17 protein-coding genes are annotated in these 16,078 nt (G+C 71.6%); 13 read left to right on the forward strand and 4 right to left on the reverse strand.

Translation table 11 applies throughout. The features are described from left to right. The first annotated feature begins 44 nt into the window (after positions 1-44). Both JT362_RS26325 and JT362_RS26330 read left to right on the forward strand, forming a co-directional pair. Positions 45-335, forward strand: coding sequence for a DUF485 domain-containing protein (locus JT362_RS26325; RefSeq protein WP_260194472.1), 291 nt, complete (start codon positions 45-47; stop codon positions 333-335). Next, the gene (locus tag JT362_RS26330) at positions 332-1,939 is read left to right on the forward strand and encodes a monocarboxylic acid transporter (protein ID WP_260194435.1); all 1,608 of its coding nucleotides are present in this window, start codon (positions 332-334) and stop codon (positions 1,937-1,939) included. The genes JT362_RS26325 and JT362_RS26330 overlap by 4 nt, the downstream gene beginning before the upstream one ends. Here the strand turns inward: JT362_RS26330 and JT362_RS26335 are convergent. Continuing rightward, entirely contained in the window at positions 1,936-3,126 is a 1,191-nt protein-coding gene (locus tag JT362_RS26335; RefSeq protein ID WP_260194436.1) for an epoxide hydrolase family protein, read from the reverse strand. The two genes, JT362_RS26330 and JT362_RS26335, sit on opposite strands and share 4 nt — an antisense overlap. A gap of 80 nt (positions 3,127-3,206) precedes the next feature. On the opposite strand from JT362_RS26335, the gene JT362_RS26340 reads away from it, so the two are divergent. The 5 genes from JT362_RS26340 to JT362_RS26360 are packed head-to-tail and all read left to right on the forward strand — an operon-like array spanning position 3,207 to position 6,385. Beyond that, on the forward strand, positions 3,207-3,782 hold the full coding sequence (locus JT362_RS26340; protein ID WP_260194437.1) for a CGNR zinc finger domain-containing protein: 576 nt from the start codon (positions 3,207-3,209) through the stop codon (positions 3,780-3,782). A gap of 28 nt (positions 3,783-3,810) precedes the next feature. Continuing rightward, positions 3,811-4,305 (forward strand): SigE family RNA polymerase sigma factor, encoded by a 495-nt coding sequence (locus JT362_RS26345; protein ID WP_260194438.1) that lies wholly within the window; start codon positions 3,811-3,813, stop codon positions 4,303-4,305. After that, a complete protein-coding gene (locus JT362_RS26350; protein WP_260194439.1) occupies positions 4,305-5,108 on the forward strand; it encodes a hypothetical protein in 804 nt (267 codons plus the stop codon). Before JT362_RS26345 ends, JT362_RS26350 begins: the two co-directional genes overlap by 1 nt. Before the next feature lie 43 nt (positions 5,109-5,151). Beyond that, entirely contained in the window at positions 5,152-5,496 is a 345-nt protein-coding gene (locus tag JT362_RS26355) for a rhodanese-like domain-containing protein (protein WP_260194440.1), read from the forward strand. Position 5,497: 1 nt separating this feature from the next. Next, positions 5,498-6,385 (forward strand): DUF4328 domain-containing protein, encoded by an 888-nt coding sequence (locus JT362_RS26360; RefSeq protein ID WP_260194441.1) that lies wholly within the window; start codon positions 5,498-5,500, stop codon positions 6,383-6,385. On the opposite strand, the gene JT362_RS26365 is transcribed toward JT362_RS26360, so the two are convergent. Next, positions 6,350-7,018, reverse strand: a complete 669-nt coding sequence (locus tag JT362_RS26365; RefSeq protein WP_260194442.1) for a class I SAM-dependent methyltransferase — start codon at positions 7,016-7,018, stop codon at positions 6,350-6,352. The two genes, JT362_RS26360 and JT362_RS26365, sit on opposite strands and share 36 nt — an antisense overlap. A gap of 45 nt (positions 7,019-7,063) precedes the next feature. After that, positions 7,064-8,251, reverse strand: a complete 1,188-nt coding sequence (locus tag JT362_RS26370) for a cytochrome P450 (RefSeq protein WP_260194443.1) — start codon at positions 8,249-8,251, stop codon at positions 7,064-7,066. A 38-nt stretch (positions 8,252-8,289) separates the two neighbouring features. Between JT362_RS26370 and JT362_RS26375 the strand changes: the two genes are divergently transcribed. Beyond that, complete coding sequence (locus JT362_RS26375; protein WP_260194444.1) at positions 8,290-9,093, forward strand: glycerophosphodiester phosphodiesterase family protein; 804 nt, start codon at positions 8,290-8,292, stop codon at positions 9,091-9,093. Between the two features lie 102 nt (positions 9,094-9,195). On the opposite strand, the gene JT362_RS26380 is transcribed toward JT362_RS26375, so the two are convergent. After that, a complete protein-coding gene (locus tag JT362_RS26380; RefSeq protein ID WP_260194445.1) occupies positions 9,196-12,417 on the reverse strand; it encodes a S8 family peptidase in 3,222 nt (1,073 codons plus the stop codon). 382 nt (positions 12,418-12,799) lie between these two features. Here JT362_RS26380 and JT362_RS26385 point away from each other — a divergent pair, with 382 nt between their 5' ends. The 5 genes from JT362_RS26385 (at position 12,800) to JT362_RS26405 (ending at position 16,014) form a co-directional block, all read left to right on the forward strand. Then, positions 12,800-13,741, forward strand: a complete 942-nt coding sequence (locus tag JT362_RS26385; RefSeq protein WP_260194446.1) for a DUF5926 family protein — start codon at positions 12,800-12,802, stop codon at positions 13,739-13,741. Then, positions 13,738-14,085, forward strand: a complete 348-nt coding sequence (locus JT362_RS26390; RefSeq protein ID WP_260194447.1) for a DUF952 domain-containing protein — start codon at positions 13,738-13,740, stop codon at positions 14,083-14,085. Before JT362_RS26385 ends, JT362_RS26390 begins: the two co-directional genes overlap by 4 nt. A 131-nt stretch (positions 14,086-14,216) precedes the next feature. After that, entirely contained in the window at positions 14,217-14,696 is a 480-nt protein-coding gene (locus JT362_RS26395; protein WP_375546562.1) for a SigE family RNA polymerase sigma factor, read from the forward strand. Continuing rightward, positions 14,696-15,523: a hypothetical protein gene (locus JT362_RS26400; protein WP_260194448.1), complete on the forward strand. Its 828-nt coding sequence runs from the start codon at positions 14,696-14,698 to the stop codon at positions 15,521-15,523. The genes JT362_RS26395 and JT362_RS26400 overlap by 1 nt, the downstream gene beginning before the upstream one ends. Next, positions 15,523-16,014, forward strand: a complete 492-nt coding sequence (locus tag JT362_RS26405) for a SigE family RNA polymerase sigma factor (protein WP_260194475.1) — start codon at positions 15,523-15,525, stop codon at positions 16,012-16,014. The genes JT362_RS26400 and JT362_RS26405 overlap by 1 nt, the downstream gene beginning before the upstream one ends. Positions 16,015-16,078 lie beyond the last annotated feature (64 nt).

A 16,078-nucleotide genomic window follows, 5' to 3' on the forward strand; every position in this document is an offset into this window, starting at 1 on the left:
CCGACCAGGAGCCGACACCGACGACGGCTCCCGATTGGGCGACAATCCAGAACAGCGCTGAGTTCCGTCAGCTCCGCAAACGGCTGCGCGGCTTCGTCTTCCCGATGACCGTCGCGTTCCTCGTCTGGTACCTGCTGTACGTCCTGCTCTCCGCCTACGCGCACGACTTCATGTCGACCAAGGTCGTCGGCAACATCAACATCGGCCTGATCTTCGGCCTGCTCCAGTTCGTGTCCACGTTCCTGATCACCAGCCTCTACGTGCGACACGCGAACCGGCACCTCGACCCGGTCGCCGACAAGATCCGCGCGGACATCGAGGGAGACGACAAGTGAACCTCGCCCAGGGAATCGAGGGCAGCAATCCCGCCCTCAACATCGGCATCTTCACCCTGTTCGTCGTGATCACGCTGGTCATCGTGTTCCGGGCCAGTCGCTCGTCGAGGACCGCGGCCGACTACTACGCCGCCGGCCACGCCTTCACCGGCCCGCAGAACGGCATCGCGATCTCCGGTGACTACCTGTCGGCGGCGTCGTTCCTCGGCATCGCCGGCGCGATCGCGGTCGCCGGGTACGACGGCTTCCTGTACTCGATCGGGTTCCTCGTCGCCTGGCTGATCGCGCTGCTGCTGGTCGCCGAGCTGCTGCGGAACACCGGCAAGTACACGATGGGCGACGTGCTCAGCTTCCGGATGCGGCAGCGTCCGGTCCGGGCCGCGGCGGCCGTCTCCACGCTGGCCGTCTCCTTCTTCTACCTGCTGGCCCAGATGGCCGGCGCCGGCGGCCTGGTCGCGCTGCTGCTCGGTATCGAGAACCGGGCCGGCCAGTCGCTGGTCATCGCGGTGGTCGGCGCGATCATGATCGTCTACGTGATCATCGGCGGCATGCGCGGCACCACCTGGGTGCAGATCATCAAGGCGACGCTGCTGATCATCGGCGCCGGCGTGATAACCCTGTGGGTGCTCGGCAAGTTCGGCTTCAACCTGTCCAGCGTGCTCGGCGGCGCGGTGGAGCGCGCGGGCGACGCCGGCAGCCGGCTGCTCGAACCGGGCGGCCGCTACGGCGCCTCGGAGACCACCAAGATCGACTTCGTCTCGCTGTCCCTCGCCCTGGTGCTCGGCACCGCCGGCCTTCCGCACGTGCTGATGCGCTTCTACACCGTGCCGACCGCGAAGGACGCGCGCCGCTCCGTGGTCTGGGCGATCTGGCTGATCGGCCTGTTCTACCTGTTCAGCCTGGTGCTCGGCTACGGCGCCGGCGCCCTGGTCGGCGCGGACGTGATCGCCGCGGCACCCGGCGGGGAGAACTCGGCGGCACCGCTGCTGGCGTTCGAGCTCGGCGGCACCGTGCTGCTCGGCATCATCGCCGCGGTCGCGTTCGCCACGATCCTCGCGGTGGTCGCCGGCCTGACGATCACCGCGTCGGCGTCGTTCGCCCACGACGTGTACGCCAACATCATCAAGAAGGGCACGGTGGACGACAAGGAGCAGGAGGTCAAGGTCGCCCGCCGGACGGCGCTGGTGATCGGCGCGGTGGCGATCGTCGGCGGCATCTTCGCCAACGGCCAGAACATCGCGTTCCTGGTCGCGCTGGCGTTCGCGGTCGCGGCGTCGGCGAACCTGCCGACGATCCTGTACTCGCTGTTCTGGAAGCGGTTCAACACCAGCGGTGCGCTGTGGAGCATCTACGGCGGCCTGAGCGTGTGCATCATCCTGATCATCTTCTCGCCCGCGGTGTCGGGCGGCGCGAACCCGATGTTCAGCGGCGTGGACTTCCACTGGTTCCCGCTGTCGAACCCCGGCATCGTGTCGATCCCGGTGTCCTTCCTCCTCGGCTACCTCGGCACGATCCTGTCCAAGGAGCGCAACGAGGCCAAGTTCGCCGAGATGGAGGTCCGCTCCCTCACCGGCGCCCACGCCGAGAAGGCCACGTCCCACTAGTAACCACCGACCGGCGCGGCCCTCGTTCCTTCGGGAGCGGGGGCCGCGGCCAGCACTGCCGCGAGACCCTCCCGCAGGTCCTCGACGAAGTACCCGGGTACCTCCAGCGACGGGAAGTGCCCGCCGGTTTCGGGGGTCCGCCAGCGGACGATCCGCCGGTACCGCTCCCGCGCCAAGGGGCGCGGGCACTTCTCGACGTCGCGGGGATACATGGTGATCGCCGCCGGAACGTCGACCCGGAGGTCGGGATCGAGCGAGTTGTGGCTCTCGTAGTAGATGCGGGCCGCCGACGCGCCGGTCCGGGTCAGCCAGTACAGGGTGACGTCGTCGAGAACGCGGTCTCGGGAGATCGTCTCGAACGGGCTGTCCTCGGTGTCCGACCACTCGGCGAACTTGTCCAGGATCCAGGCGAGAAGGCCGACCGGTGAGTCGACGAGCGAGTAGCCGATGGTCTGCGGCCGGGTCGCCTGCTGCTTCGCGTACGCGGCGCGGTGGCGCCAGAAATCGCGGGTTTCCCGGATCCACTCGCGCTCGGTCGCCGTCAGCCCGTCCGTCGACAACCCGGGCGGTGCCTCCGCGAACGTGGTGTGGATGCCGAGAACGTGCTCCGGGAACCGGCCGCCGAGAACCGTGGTGATGTTGCCTCCCCAGTCACCGCCGTGGGCCGCGAACCCGGGGTAGCCGAGCCTGCCCATCAGCTCCACCCAGGCGGCGGCGATCTTCTCGGTTCCCCACCCGGTGGTGGCCGGCTTGTCGCTGTACCCGAAGCCCGGTAGCGACGGGGCCACGACGTGGAACGCCGGCGCGTCAGCGTCCTCCGGATCGGCCAGCTCGTCGATGACGTCGACGAACCGGACGATGCTGTCCGGCCAGCCGTGCGTCAGGAGCAGCGGCGTGGCGTCCGCGCGCGGGGATCGGCGGTGCAGGAAGTGGATTCCCAGATCGTCGATGGTCGTGCGGAACTGGCCGATGCGGTCGAGGCGCTCTTCGAACGGCCGCCAGTCGTACTCGGTGCGCCAGTAGTGCACGACGTCGACGAGGTCGGCGAGTGGAACGCCCTGGTCCCATCGGCGAGGGCCGCGGACCGTCTCGGCCTCCGGAAGCCGCGCGGCCGCCAGCCGCGCGCGCAGGTCGTCGAGGTCGGCGTCGGTCGCGTGGGCTTCGAACGCCCGCACTGGGCTTGGCATGGAACCTCCTGGTCATGCGAACCGGCTAAGACGGTTCTAACAGGGCACGACGTCTGCTGGCAACCTGCTAAGGTGGTTCCGTGCCGGCCGGGTTCCCTGACTTCCGCCTCGGCAGCGTGCTGGCGACCAGCTTCACGGGGACTCTGTCGGAGCGTCATGGCGACGCTGTGGAGCGCATTCCCACGCCGGGGCGACTCGTCGACTGGCTGGTGGTGAACGGCCTCGCCGTCGACTCCTGCACCCCTGCCCAGCTCGACCTCGCCCGGGAGCTGAGGGAGTCGATCCACGCCGCCGCGACGGCGGCCGCGACCCGGGACGCGCTCCCCGCGCCCGCTGTCCAGGTCATCAACGACCGCAGCGAGCAGGGCCGGGCCGCGGCGATCCTGACGCCCGATGGCGAACGGCGATGGCGGCTCAGCTCGGCTTCCCGCGTGGAAGACGCCCTCGGCGTGATCGCCGCCGACGCGATCGGCATCATCTCGGGCGAACGGGACGGGAAGCTGGCCCTGTGCGCGTCGCCGACCTGTCGGGCCGCCTTCTTCGACGTCAGCCAGAGCCGCACTCGCAGATGGTGCGACATGAACACGTGCGGGAACCGGCAGAAGAAGGCGCGCTTCAACGCCCGCCGTGCAACCTCCGGGGGGACGTCCGCGTAGAAGGGTGGACGGCAGGGGAGGTGTGCTGGTGCGGGCGCGGGACCAGGAGTTCGCCGACTTCTTCTCGGCTCGCTTCGACGCCACCCGGCGGGTCGCCTACGCCATGTGCGGGAGCTGGGTGGACGCGGAGGAGATCACGCAGAACGCGTTCGTCCGGGTGTACGCGCGGTGGGCGAAGATCCGGCTGGACACCGTTGATGCCTACCTGCGGACCGTCGTCACCAGGGTCTTCCTGGACACCAAGCGCCGGGCGCGGGCCAGGGAGCAAGCGTTTGCGGACGTGCCCGACCAGGCGGTTCCGCCCGACCACAGCTCGCACGACCGCCTCGCCATGCAGGCCGCGCTGATGACCGTCCCACCGGGTCAGCGAGCCGTGCTGGTGCTCCGCTACGTCGCCGACCTGTCCATCGACCAGGTCGCCGAGATCCTCGGCTGCTCCGCCGGCACGGTCAAGAGCCAGGCCGCCCGCGGCCTCGCCACCCTCCGCGCCAACCTCGACCCGGCAACCACAGGAAACCGCTGATGTCCGACGAGACCCAAGCCCTCCGCGCCCTCGCCGACGCCCCCCTCCCGCCGGCGACCACCACCGTCGAGGACGTCATCCGCCGCGGCCGGCGCCGCGCGTTCGTCCACCGCGCCGGGGCGGTGGCCGCCGTGGTCGCGGTGGTGACCGGCATCGGCGTCGGCACCGCCCTGCTCACCGCCCCGACCCAGGAGGTCGAGACCGCGACGGCCCCGCCGCCCGAGACCCCGATCGACGGCTGGATCTGGGTCGAGGTGACCCCACCGTGCACCCCGAAGGGCAGTTCCGGCCGTTCCGCCGACCAGCCACTGCCCACGCCGGAGGAGGCACAGACGCTGCTGCTCGACGCGATCGACACGGTCGACGGAGGCGAGCGGGCCTACGTCAGCTCAGCGTTGGAGAAGCCCGCGATCGGCCACGTCAAGGTCGCCGTCTCGATGGGTGAGGCTCGCGGCAGCGTCCAGCTGCGGGTCACCCACTACAGCGGCACCCCGACCCAGCAGGCCGACGACGACGCGAGCGTCTACGACAACTGCGCGGGCCCGTCCCGCACCGTCCTCGCCGACGGCACCGTCCTGCAGCTCTACCCGCCGGACCGGACCGACTCGAAGAGGCCGTTGCAGCACCTGCGCGTCTACCGCCCCGGCGGCCGCCTCTACGTCGTCACCTCCGCCGGCTCCACCGAGTTCAGGACCGTCGAATCGCCCGGCGGCGGTGTCCGGGCGGAGGTCGGCAGCGGCCGCCTTCCGCTCACCGTCGACGAACTGGCCAGCGTCGGCCGCGAACTGGCCGCCGTCGGGTAGCTCACGGGCGTCCTACGGCCGGGCGTGGCAGCATCGTGGCGTGATGCCATCGCAGGTGCCCTCCGTGGGCGTGCCAGAGCTGCCCGCCGAGATCCCCGCCGACACCACCCTGCTCGACGTCCGCGAGCAGGACGAATGGGACGCCGGCCACGCCCCGCAGGCGCTGCACATCCCGATGAGCGAGCTGGCCGGCCGCCTCGGCGACCTGCCGGAGGACCGCGACGTGCTCGTCATCTGCCGGTCCGGCGGCCGGTCCGCGCGGGTCACCCAGTACCTCAACGCCAACGGCTGGGACGCCCGCAACGTCGACGGCGGCATGCAGTCCTGGCAGGCGGCCGGCCGCCCGCTCACCACCGACACCCCCGGCACCGACCCCCAGGTCATCTGAGATGACGAGGTGGGTCGCGTCGGTTCCGGGTGGCGTCCGCGGACGCGCGCCCCGCCGACGGCTGCCCTACCTCGGCCCGCCGTCCTACCAGGGCACCCCGCGCTGGGGCTTCCCCGCACTGGCCTGGCGCTGGCCGACCGCCGTCCCCGGCGCGAACACCGTCGCCGCGTACCCCGTCACCGTCGAGCGCGTGCGCTCGGTCGGCGGCCACGCCGCCGCGATGATGTGGACCGTCGCCGCGCTCACCCTGCTGGCGGCGGGCGGTGAGGTGTGGCGGTACGTGCTGCTGGTGCGCAGCCGTCAGGGTGCGCTGTCCGACCGGCTGGTGGCGATGTCCGACACCGTGGTCACCGTGGCGGCCGTGCTGGCCCTGGCCTTCGCGGTCCTGACCGCGATCGTCACGGTGTGGTGGCTGGTCCTCGCGCGCCAAGCCGCGGCCGACTCAGCCGACCAGGGCCTGCCGAGGCCGACCTGGCAGGTCCTGGTGTACCTGGCGATCCCCGGCGTCAACCTGGCGATGGCCGGCGTGTTCCTGGCCGAGCTGGAGCACCAGGCCCTGCACCGTCCAGCGGGCCGCCGCCCCCGCCCAACCCGCGCGACCGCGGTCTGGTGGGCGGCCTGGGTGGTCAGTGGAGTGCTGTTCGGCACCACCATCGCCTGGCGCTTCCGCGACGGCGTCCAGGCCCAGGCCGACGGCGTCCTCCTCACCGCGGCGACCGACCTGGCCGCCGTGGCCGTCGCGGTCCTCACGGCGCTCACCATCCGCCGGGTGTCCACGCTGCTCGCCCCGATCGACCCGGAGCGCATGCGGCACCTGCGCGTCATCCGCGTGATCGACGCACCGGCCCCGGAACTACGCCGGGTCCGCACCACCCCGTCCCGCCGCTGACCGCACCCCCAGCACGACCGGCGTCACCCCCGACCCCTCGGCGAACCGCTCGGGCACGAGCCCCGCGTCGAGGAAAGCGTTCAACAGGCCGGGCAGAGGCAGATGCGTGGCCCCCACCTTGTCCCGAAGCCCCTGGTCGGTCCAGGACTCCGTGGTCCAGTGGCCATCCCGGTAGCCGGGCCGGATCACCACCGCGTCCGGGTCCGTGCGGTCGGCGAACCCGCCGCAGAAACACGGATGCACGCCGACATGGACGAACACCCCACCCGGCGCCAGAACCCGCGCCACCTCACGAAGCACGTCCGGGTACGCGGGCATGTCCGTGTGCACCATCACCGAGACGACCGCGAGCACCGACGAGTCCCGTACGGCCAGCCGCGCGGCGTCCCCCCGAACCACCGGCAGCCGTTCGGCGGCGTACCGCAGCATCCCCGCCGACAGGTCCACACCGACCGGCGTCCACCCCAGCTCCCGGAGCAGCCGAGCGTGCACCCCGGTGCCGCACCCGACCTCCAGACAGAGCCCGGTGCCCGCACCGAGCAGGTCGCGCAGGACATCGCCGGTTCCGTGGTCACCGGGCCGGTCAAGGAACTCCGCCTCGTACCAGTCCGCGATCTCGTCGTAGGCCGCCACAACCCACTGACTACCTCCCCGACGCCACGACCTCCACGAAATCCCCTACCGGCGAACCGTCACCGGGAGGGTGCGGAAGCCGCGGATCACGAACTCCCCGCGTCGTTCCGGTTCGGCGGCCAGGTGTAGGTCGGGGAGCCTCGTCGTCAGCGCGGACAGGGCGGCCGCGACCTCCACCCTCGCCAGCGGAGCACCGACGCAGTAGTGGATCCCGGCTCCGAAGCCCAGGTGCGGGTTGGGTGACCGTCCCACGTCCAGCCGATCGGGTGACTCGAACACCAGCGGGTCCCGTGCCGCCGCCCCCAGCAGGGCCGCCACCTTCGAGCCCGCCGGCACCTCGTACCCCGCCACCACCACGTCCGCCGTCGCCGTTCGTTCGAACAGTTGCAACGGCGAGTCGTACCGGATCAGCTCCTCCACCGCCGTGGGCAGCAGCTCCGGGGACGACACCAGGCGTTCCCACTCGGCACGGTTCCGCAGTAACGCGTGCACTCCGTTGCCGATCACGTTGACCGTCGCCTCGTGTCCGGCCATCAGCAGCAGCACCGCCGTGCCCACCAACTCGTCCTGGGACAAGCGATCCGAGCCGTCCCGCACCGACACCAGGTCGCTGACCAGGTCGTCACCGGGTGACGCCGCCCGGTCCGCGGCCAGCGCGCGCAGGTACGCCACGAACTCCCCGGACGCCGTCTCCGCGGCGGCGGCCAGGTCGGCCGGCAACCCGTACTCGTACATCTTCACGATCGCGTTCGACCACGGTTGCAGCAGCGGGCGATCCGCCGCGGGCACCCCGAGCAGCTCGGCGATCACCTCCACCGGCAGTGGCGCCGCCAGGTGCGTCAGCAGGTCGGCCGAGCCGTCCCGGTCGATCGCCGCCGCCAGGGACGACACCAGGGACTCCGCAAGACCGTTCACCCACGGGGTCAGCCTCGACGTGTGGCCTCGGGCGAACGCCGAGGAGATCAGCCGACGCAACCGGGTGTGCCGGGGCGGCTCGCTCTCCAGCAGCGAGTTCCGGTGCAGCAGGTTGAACGCCTCGAACGACCCCAACGGCGTCGCGTCCGTCCACAGGCGGCCGGCCGCCCGGTCGCGCAGCACCGCCGAGCACGCCGCGTGGGACACCGCGACCGGCAACCCCAACCCGGGGTGGAAGTGCACCTCGCCCTCGTCGCGCAGGGCCGCGAAGGCGGGGTACGGGTCTGCCAGGAACGCCGGATCGTGTGGATTGAACACCCCTGCGACGGTAACCCGCGTGTGCGATGATCCGCGCCGTGCAGCCCGCAGTCGTCGCGCACCGGGGTGCCTCCGCCCACCGTGCGGAGCACACGGTCGCCGCGTACGCCCTCGCGCTCGATCAGGGCGCCGACGCACTCGAGTGCGACGTCCGACTCACCCGCGACGGGCACCTGGTGTGCGTGCACGACCGCACGGTCGACCGCACCTCCACCGGGCGTGGCGCCGTCTCCACGCTCACCCTCGCCCGGATGGCCGAGCTGGATTACACCCGGTGGCACCCTGGCATGCCCGAGCACGCCGACGACCTGGTGCACGCGCCGGCCTGGGTCCCCGACGAGCACGACCCCGGCGTGCTCACCCTGGAGTCCCTGCTCGACCTCGTCGTCGACCACCCGGGCACCCGGCTGTTCGTCGAGACCAAACACCCGGTGCGGTACGGCGGCCTGGTCGAGGCCAAGCTCGTCGCGCTGCTGCGCCGCTACGGCCTCGCCAGCCCGAGAACCAAGGACGACTCCCGGATCGTGATGATGTCCTTCTCCGCGATGGCCGTGCGCCGGGTCCGGCAGCACTCCACCACCCTGCCGACCGTCCTGCTGCTCGACCAGCTCAACGCCGTCCGCTGGGACGGCACCCTGCCGCGCTCCGCCGACTACGCCGGCCCCGGCATCCACCTGCTGCGCGCCGACCCGGACTACGTCGCCCGCGCGGCCACGTTCGGCCACCGGATCTACACCTGGACCGTCGACGATCCGGCCGACATCGACCTGTGCCGGCGGCTCGGCGTGACCTGGATGGCGACCAACTCCCCGGCCACCGCACGCGGCCAGTTGACCCGTTGACCGTCCCGCCCCGGGATGGGTGGAGAGATCGAACACACCCGCAGGACCACCACGCAGTGAAGGGTCCCTTCGCTGCTGCCGTGAAGGGACCCTTCTCCGCGGTCAGCGCAGCGCGTACGCCCGGATGATCGTCTGGCGGTGCTTGTTGCCGTCGTTGTCGGTCACGCGCGAACGCAACGACACGAACTCCGCGCCGGCCGGGTGGTCGACCGTGGCCCTCCAATCGCCGCCGTCGGGTTCCACCGCCGCCGACCCCCACGTCGAGCCGTCGTCGTAGGAGACCTCGACGGCGGGCTTGTTCGTCCGGACGGAACCCGCACTCCCGTTGCGCTGCACGTACACCGGGATCGAGAACCGCTTCCCGGCTGGCGCGGCGTTGTGGTCGTCCAGGTTCGGTGCGTACCGCAACGTGAGCAGCGGCAAGGGAACCGTCGCCTCGGCGACGTGCTCCGAGACGAACGTCCACTCTGAACTGATCTGGGTGGACAGCCGGGCGAGGGCGGACCGGTCGGCCGACGCGCGCACGGTGTACTCCGCGCGCTCCGGTCCGACGTCCACAGGATCGATGATGTGGGGCCCTCCCGACATCGACGAGTCGGCGATGACCTCACCGTCGCGTAGCAGTGTCGTGGTGCCCTCCTGCGCCACGTGACCCATCCGGCCGCGGCCCTGGTCGACCACCATCGGCAGGTCGATCCACACCACGTTCTCGAACCGGCCCGCGATGTCGGTGCCGGGTCCGGCCATCGCCGGCCCGAACACACCTACTCCCCATCGAACAGTGGTGGTTCGACCACACTGGAACGTCACCGGCTCGACCTGCCTACTGGCCGACACCGGCACCCGCTCGCCGTCCGGCCCGGGCGCCCACTCCACGAACTCCATCTGCGCCCATGGCACGCCGGCGGTGTAGTACCCGATCAGTGTGCTCGGCAGGGGGACGTTCTCGCCGAGGAGTCCGCCGACGCTACCCGGCACGGTGGCGGCCAGCTCGTTGCGCACCTTCGCGAGGTCCCGGTCCGGGAAGTGCCACCGCAGCGTCTGCGGAACGGCGTTGTCGGTGTGCCGCACGCGGTAGAAGTAGGGCGTGCCCTCGAACGACTGACCGTTCCACTTCATCAGCGTGGCTTCCGCTGTGAACCTGTAGTCGTCGCTGCTGGTGGTCGACGGTTTCAGGGTCGTGGAGCCGTCGGCGGGCCAGTAGACGGACGCTGGTAGCTCCCCCCATTCGTTCTTGCGCCCCAGCTCGAAGAAGCCGCCGTTCGGCCTCGCGGTCGGGTTGTCCACCGTGAAGTCTGCCGGCCTGGCCTCACGTGCGTCGAGGACCACGTCGGTGTCCTCGGAGACGACGAACGCGGGCTCGGCGAACACCGCGTTGCGATAGTCCTCGCCCACCTGTTGCTGCACGGTGGCGTTGTACGAGTACTCACCCGCCGGCAGCCGCAGGGTGACCTCGCCGGACACCGCACCCAGCGGCTTGTACACGTACGGGTGGTACCTGTCGGGCTGGGCCACCGGCACGAACCGGTAGCTGTAGTGGTCCGCGGGTGCGCCGCTGTGGTCGATGCCCTTCAGCGTCACGTCGTAGCTCTCGATCTCACGGTCGATGGCGATCGGCGTACGCACCGATTCGCCCTCACCCGTCGCGGTGATCGCACCCTGGAAGACGCCGTAGGGCCCGTCGACCCTCGTGTCGGCGGTGACGGTCGCGCTCGCCTCACCACCGGCCGGCAGGGTCAGCCGAGTCGGTGTGATCGTGAACATCTTCTGCGGGGCAAGGGATCCGTCCTGGCCGACGATCCTGGCCGTGAGGTCGAGCGTGACCGGCGCACCGCCGGTGTTGGCGTAGGTGAGGGTCTTCGTGATCGGCTGGTCGTCGGTGTGCGGCCAACGGACGAGCCCGAAGCTGAGGCTTCCCTCCTCGGTGAACACTGTCGCCGCCGTGGCCTTGGCCACGTCGACCCGACCGGCGCCCTGGTCGAACACCGTCAGCCCGTCCTTCGGCTTCGCGCTGCCCATGAGGGACGCCTTCAGCTGCTCGGCGGTCCAGTCCGGGTGCTGGGCGGCAACGATCGCCGCCGAGCCGGCCACGTGCGGGGCGGCCATCGACGTGCCGGACATCGCGACGTGGCTGTCGCCGGGTTCGCCCTCCTGACCATTCGCCGCCCGTGCCGCGACGATGTCCACGCCCGGCGCGGTGATGTCCGGCTTGATCGCGCTGTCGCCCACCCTCGGCCCGCGGCTGGAGAACCCGGCGAGCTCGTCGTTCCGGTCGACCGCGCCGACGGTCAACGCGGCGTCCGCGGCGCCGGGCGAACCGATCCACCCGGCGGTGGGCCCCGAGTTGCCAGCGGCGATCACGAACAACGTCCCGGTCTCCGCGGTGATCCGGTTGACCGCCTGTTCCTGCGGACTGGTGCCGTCACTCGGGAGCGGGCTGCCGAGGCTCAGATTGACGACATCAGCGCCGCTGGCGGCTGCCCATTCCATGCCGGCGATCACCCAGGACTCGAGGCCGTACCCGTTGTCGCTCAGCACCTTTCCGTTGAGGAGCTTGGCATCCGGCGCGACGCCCCGGTACCTGTCACCGTTGCCGGTGATCGTCGAGGCGACGTGTGTGCCGTGTCCACTGCGGTCGTCGGTGCTGTCGCTGTCGGTGAAGTTCCGGGCGTCCACGACCGCGTCGGCAAGATCAGGGTGCGTGGTGTCGACTCCGGTGTCGAGTACCGCGACCGTCGCCCCGGCGCCGGTGTGTCCGGCGTTCCAGGCATCGGGCGCGCCGATCTGCGGAACCGAGTGGTCGAGGGTCGCCCGGACCTTGCCGTCGAGCCAGACGTGCTCGGCCCGCCGCGCGGTCGACCAGTACGCGCCGGACCGCTCGACCGAGACGGCCGTCGCGCCCACGACGGACAGTTCCCGGCTGACCCGTGTGCCCGCGTCGCGCGGCATCGGCCCGGTGTGGTCGACGATCAGCGGAAGCCGCGACCGGTCGTCGTAGCCCGAGCGGACCAGCTCCGTGACGTTGAACAGGCGTGGATCGAGCTTTCCCCGTGTCAGTAGGGAAACCGCGTCCTCCGGCACGACGTGCACGTCACCGCGCTCGTCCTTCTCGGTAAAGAACGTGACGTGCTCGCGACCCGCGCCAGCCCGCACGCTCACCTCCCGCATCCCACCGACGACGGTCACCGTGTCCCCGGTCAGCAACGTGACCGTCGGGCCGCCCGGCACCGCGACAGCACCGGGCAGCGCGCCGGCAGGCGGCACGACCACACCCGCGGCCACGACGGCCACGAGCAGGCCCAACCGAGCTCGTTTGTGTTTCATCAACCCTCCACGCGACAAGGCGACACCTCACCGTTCACCTCTCCAACTAGCTCACGACGCCGCACGCGCTCTCCAGGGTTGCCTGTGGCACGAAACTCTGGCCGTGCACGACTCCGCCTCAACAGGTCGGGTGGTGCACATCCGAGGGTGTGGTTTCGACGAGTTCCTGCGTGCGCGGCTCGGGCCGCTGGTGCGGTGTGCCGGGTGCCGACGGCCGACGCGCACCTGCCCAGGACGCCCTCGTGCCTCGGACAGCGTTGGTTCGTGCCGACTCGGTCAACTTCTCGCTCGTGATCGTGCTCTCGAAACGTGCGCAGCGTTCCGCGCGGGTCTTCACCACCGGGCTGAAACCCGACCCACTCACCCGGTAGCGTCTCGCACCATGGCCAAGCGAACCGCCGTGAAGCAGCGCAAGACCGACGGCCCCAACCCGCGCCAGCCCTGCCCCTGCGGCTCCGGCAAGCGCTACAAGGCCTGCCACGGCGTCTCCGGCGGCCCGGTCGAGCTGCCCGTCGCGCGCCCGCTGGCCGGCCTGGCCGGCGAGTGCGAGCTGATCGCGCTGCGCGAGTTCGTGCCATCGGCCACCGCCCCGCTGACGCTCGCCAAAACGGCGGACCGTGAGGTCACGCTGGCCACCGTGCTGCCGATGGCCTCGGCCGCCCTGGTCCGCGCGGACGGGTCGGCGCTCATCGGCCTGCAGGTGCAGACCCGCTCCAGCGACGTCAGCCGCGACATGGCCAGGGCGCTGCGCTGGGCGCTGGAGGCCGAGCCGGGTGCGGTGCTCCCGGTCGTCGGCCCGGAGACCGACGAGTCCCCCGAGCGCGAGCGCTTCCAGGACCTGGTCGACCCGGCCGCGCCGATCGAGCCGACCCTGCACCCGGACTTCTCCTGGTGGCTGCCCGAGGGCGAGGAGCCGACCGGCGAGGTGGCGCTGTCCCTGGAACGCGCGAACCAGGCGATCATGCCGACCGAGCGGATCGGCCCGGCCGCGTACTGGGTCGACGCCGGCGAGCGCGCGCACCTGCGCTGGGTCCGCCCGGAGCCGGAGGAGCAACTGCTGCTCGCGCTGGCCAGGCTGTCCGCGAAGGGTGAGCTGAGCCTCGGCGAGGGCTCCCGGTACGCGGGCTCGTTCCGCGCGCACGGCCTGCTGGTGCCGGTCTGGGACCTCGACCAGGAGTCGCACGCCCGGGAGTGGACCGAGCCGGCCGCGGAGCTGGGCACCCGGCTGGATCAGGCACTCGCCTCGCTCGAGGACACCCCACTGACCGGCGAGGAGCGCCGTGCCCGCGACGGGCTGATCGGCCGCCAGGTCACCATCCGGTGATCCTGCACATCTGCCGCGCCGGTGACTGGACGCCCGGCGAGCCGTACCGCCCGGAGTCCCTGGACACCGTCGGCTTCGTGCACTTCGCCGACCCCGGCACCGTTCACCTGCCGGCGGACCGCCTCTTCCGGGGGCGAACCGACCTGCTCCTGCTGCGCGTCGACCCGGCCAGGCTGACCGTGCCGGTGCGCTGGGAGGAGGGGGACCCGCCGGACCCGGGCGGCGTCCGGTTCCCACACGTATACGGCCCGATCGACCCGGCGGCCGTGGTGTCCACCCACCCGTTCCCGCCGGCGGCGGACGGTTCGTTCCACCTGCCCCCGGAGTTGGCCGCCGGCGGCTGACGGCCGCCCCGCGCAACCACTGGATCACGAATCCGACACGTGGCGGCAGCCGAGCAACCGGTCGGCAACCCCCCGCGCCTTCCCAGCGTGCTTCAACCACTGGCACGTGACTGGGGAAGGGAATCAACGGGGTGGACGACTTCACCGACTTCGTCCGGGCGGCACTGCCCGGCCTGCTGAGATACGCGCACCTGCTCACCGGGAACCCGCACGACGCGGCGGACCTGACGCAGACGGTGCTGGAGAAGATGGGCGCCCGCTGGGGCGCCGTGCGGCGGATCACCGACCCGCTCGCCTACATCCGCCGGGAGATGGCCAACTGCCACGTCAGCGGGTGGCGGCGGACGCGACAGGGGGACCTGCTGGCCGACATCCCGGACGTGCGGGTGGTCCGCGATCCGGACCCGTTCGACCACGAGCCGCTCTGGACGGCGCTGCGCGGGCTTCCGCCGCAGCAGCGGGCGGTGGTCGTGCTGCGGTACTTCGAGGAGCTGTCCGAGGCCGAGATCGCGACTGTCCTGGGGGTCAGCCGGGGCACGGTGAAGAGCCAGGCCAGCAAGGCCAGGGCCACGCTGCGGTCGCGGCTCGGCGCGCTGGTGGGGGGTGCGTGATGGACCTGAACGACGAGCTGCGTCAGCTCTTCGCCGACGAGCGCCTCGACATCCCGGTCCGGCCCGGCGCCGAAGCCACGATCGTGGCCGGGGCCCGGCGGATCCGGCGCAACCGGCGGCTGGCCGTCACCGCGGGCGCGGTGGCGGTGGCCGTGCTGGTCAGCGGCGGCGTCGCGCTCGCGACGCACAGCACCAACCGGTCGCTCCCGCCCGCCGAGACGACCGCCGACGCCCCGATCGTCACCCCGACGACCTCGACCGCCACGACGACCTCCAGGCCGCCCGCGACCAGCACGTCGGCCGTGACCAGCCACTCGTCCCCGCCCTCGGTGGAGAGCGACCCGCCGCCGACGGGCGAGAAGAAGGAACGGGAGCGGAAGGACGTACCGCCGTCGCTCACCGACGCCGTCCTCACCCACACCGGCTACGGCCCGTTCGAGCTCGGCATGAGTGGCGACGACGCCCTGGCCACCGACCTGCTCACCCTGGAATGGGGCGAGTTCGACTGCTCGCGGTACCTGATCAGGGGCGGCGGCACGGTGGTCGTCTCGGAGAAGTTCGGGGTCGTCTCGCTGCGGGTGCCGGAGCGGGTGCGCACCCCGGAGGGCATCGGCGCCGGCGACACGGTCGGCGAGGTCCGCGCGACCTACCCGGGGGTGTCGGACTACCGCCACGGGGTGAGCGGATCGGCCACCGAGGGGACGGACGCGTTCTATTCGTTCCTCACCGTCGAAGAACCTCCGCTGCACGAGCCGGTTCCGGACACCTTCGTGGTCGCGGAGCTGCGGCTGGACTCCAGCAAGTCCGACTGCATGCTGGCGATGTGATGCGCGGCGCAGACGAGTTCGCCGAGTTCGTCCGCGACGCGCTACCGGGGCTGCTGCGCTACGGGCACCTGCTCGCCGGCAACCCGCACGACGCGGCGGACCTGGTGCAGACCGCGCTGGAGAAGGTCGGCGCCCGCTGGTCGTCGGTGGTACGCCACACCGGCGACCCGGTCGCCTACACCCGCCGGGCGATGGCGAACAGCCACGTCAGCCGGTGGCGGCGGATGCGGCGGGAGAACCTGGTCGCGGAGCTGCCCGACCCGGGCGGCACCGTCGACCGGGATCCGTTCGAGGACGAGCCGCTGTGGGCTGCCCTGCGCGGCCTGCCCCCACGGCAACGCGCGGTGGTCGTACTGAGGTACTACGAGGACCTGTCGGAGGTGGAGATCGCGGACGTGCTCGGCATCAGCCGGGGCACGGTGAAGAGCCAGGCCAGCAAGGCGATGACGACGCTGCGGACCCGCCTGGGCAGCACCGCCCGGGAGGGGTGAGTTTCCGGCCGTGGGGGGGCGGGCCCGGGCCCCCCCCGCCCCCGCGGTGCACCGGGGGGCGGGG

Origin of the sequence: Actinophytocola gossypii, from assembly GCF_025165815.1 — a bacterium.
Lineage (GTDB): Bacteria > Actinomycetota > Actinomycetes > Mycobacteriales > Pseudonocardiaceae > Actinophytocola > Actinophytocola gossypii.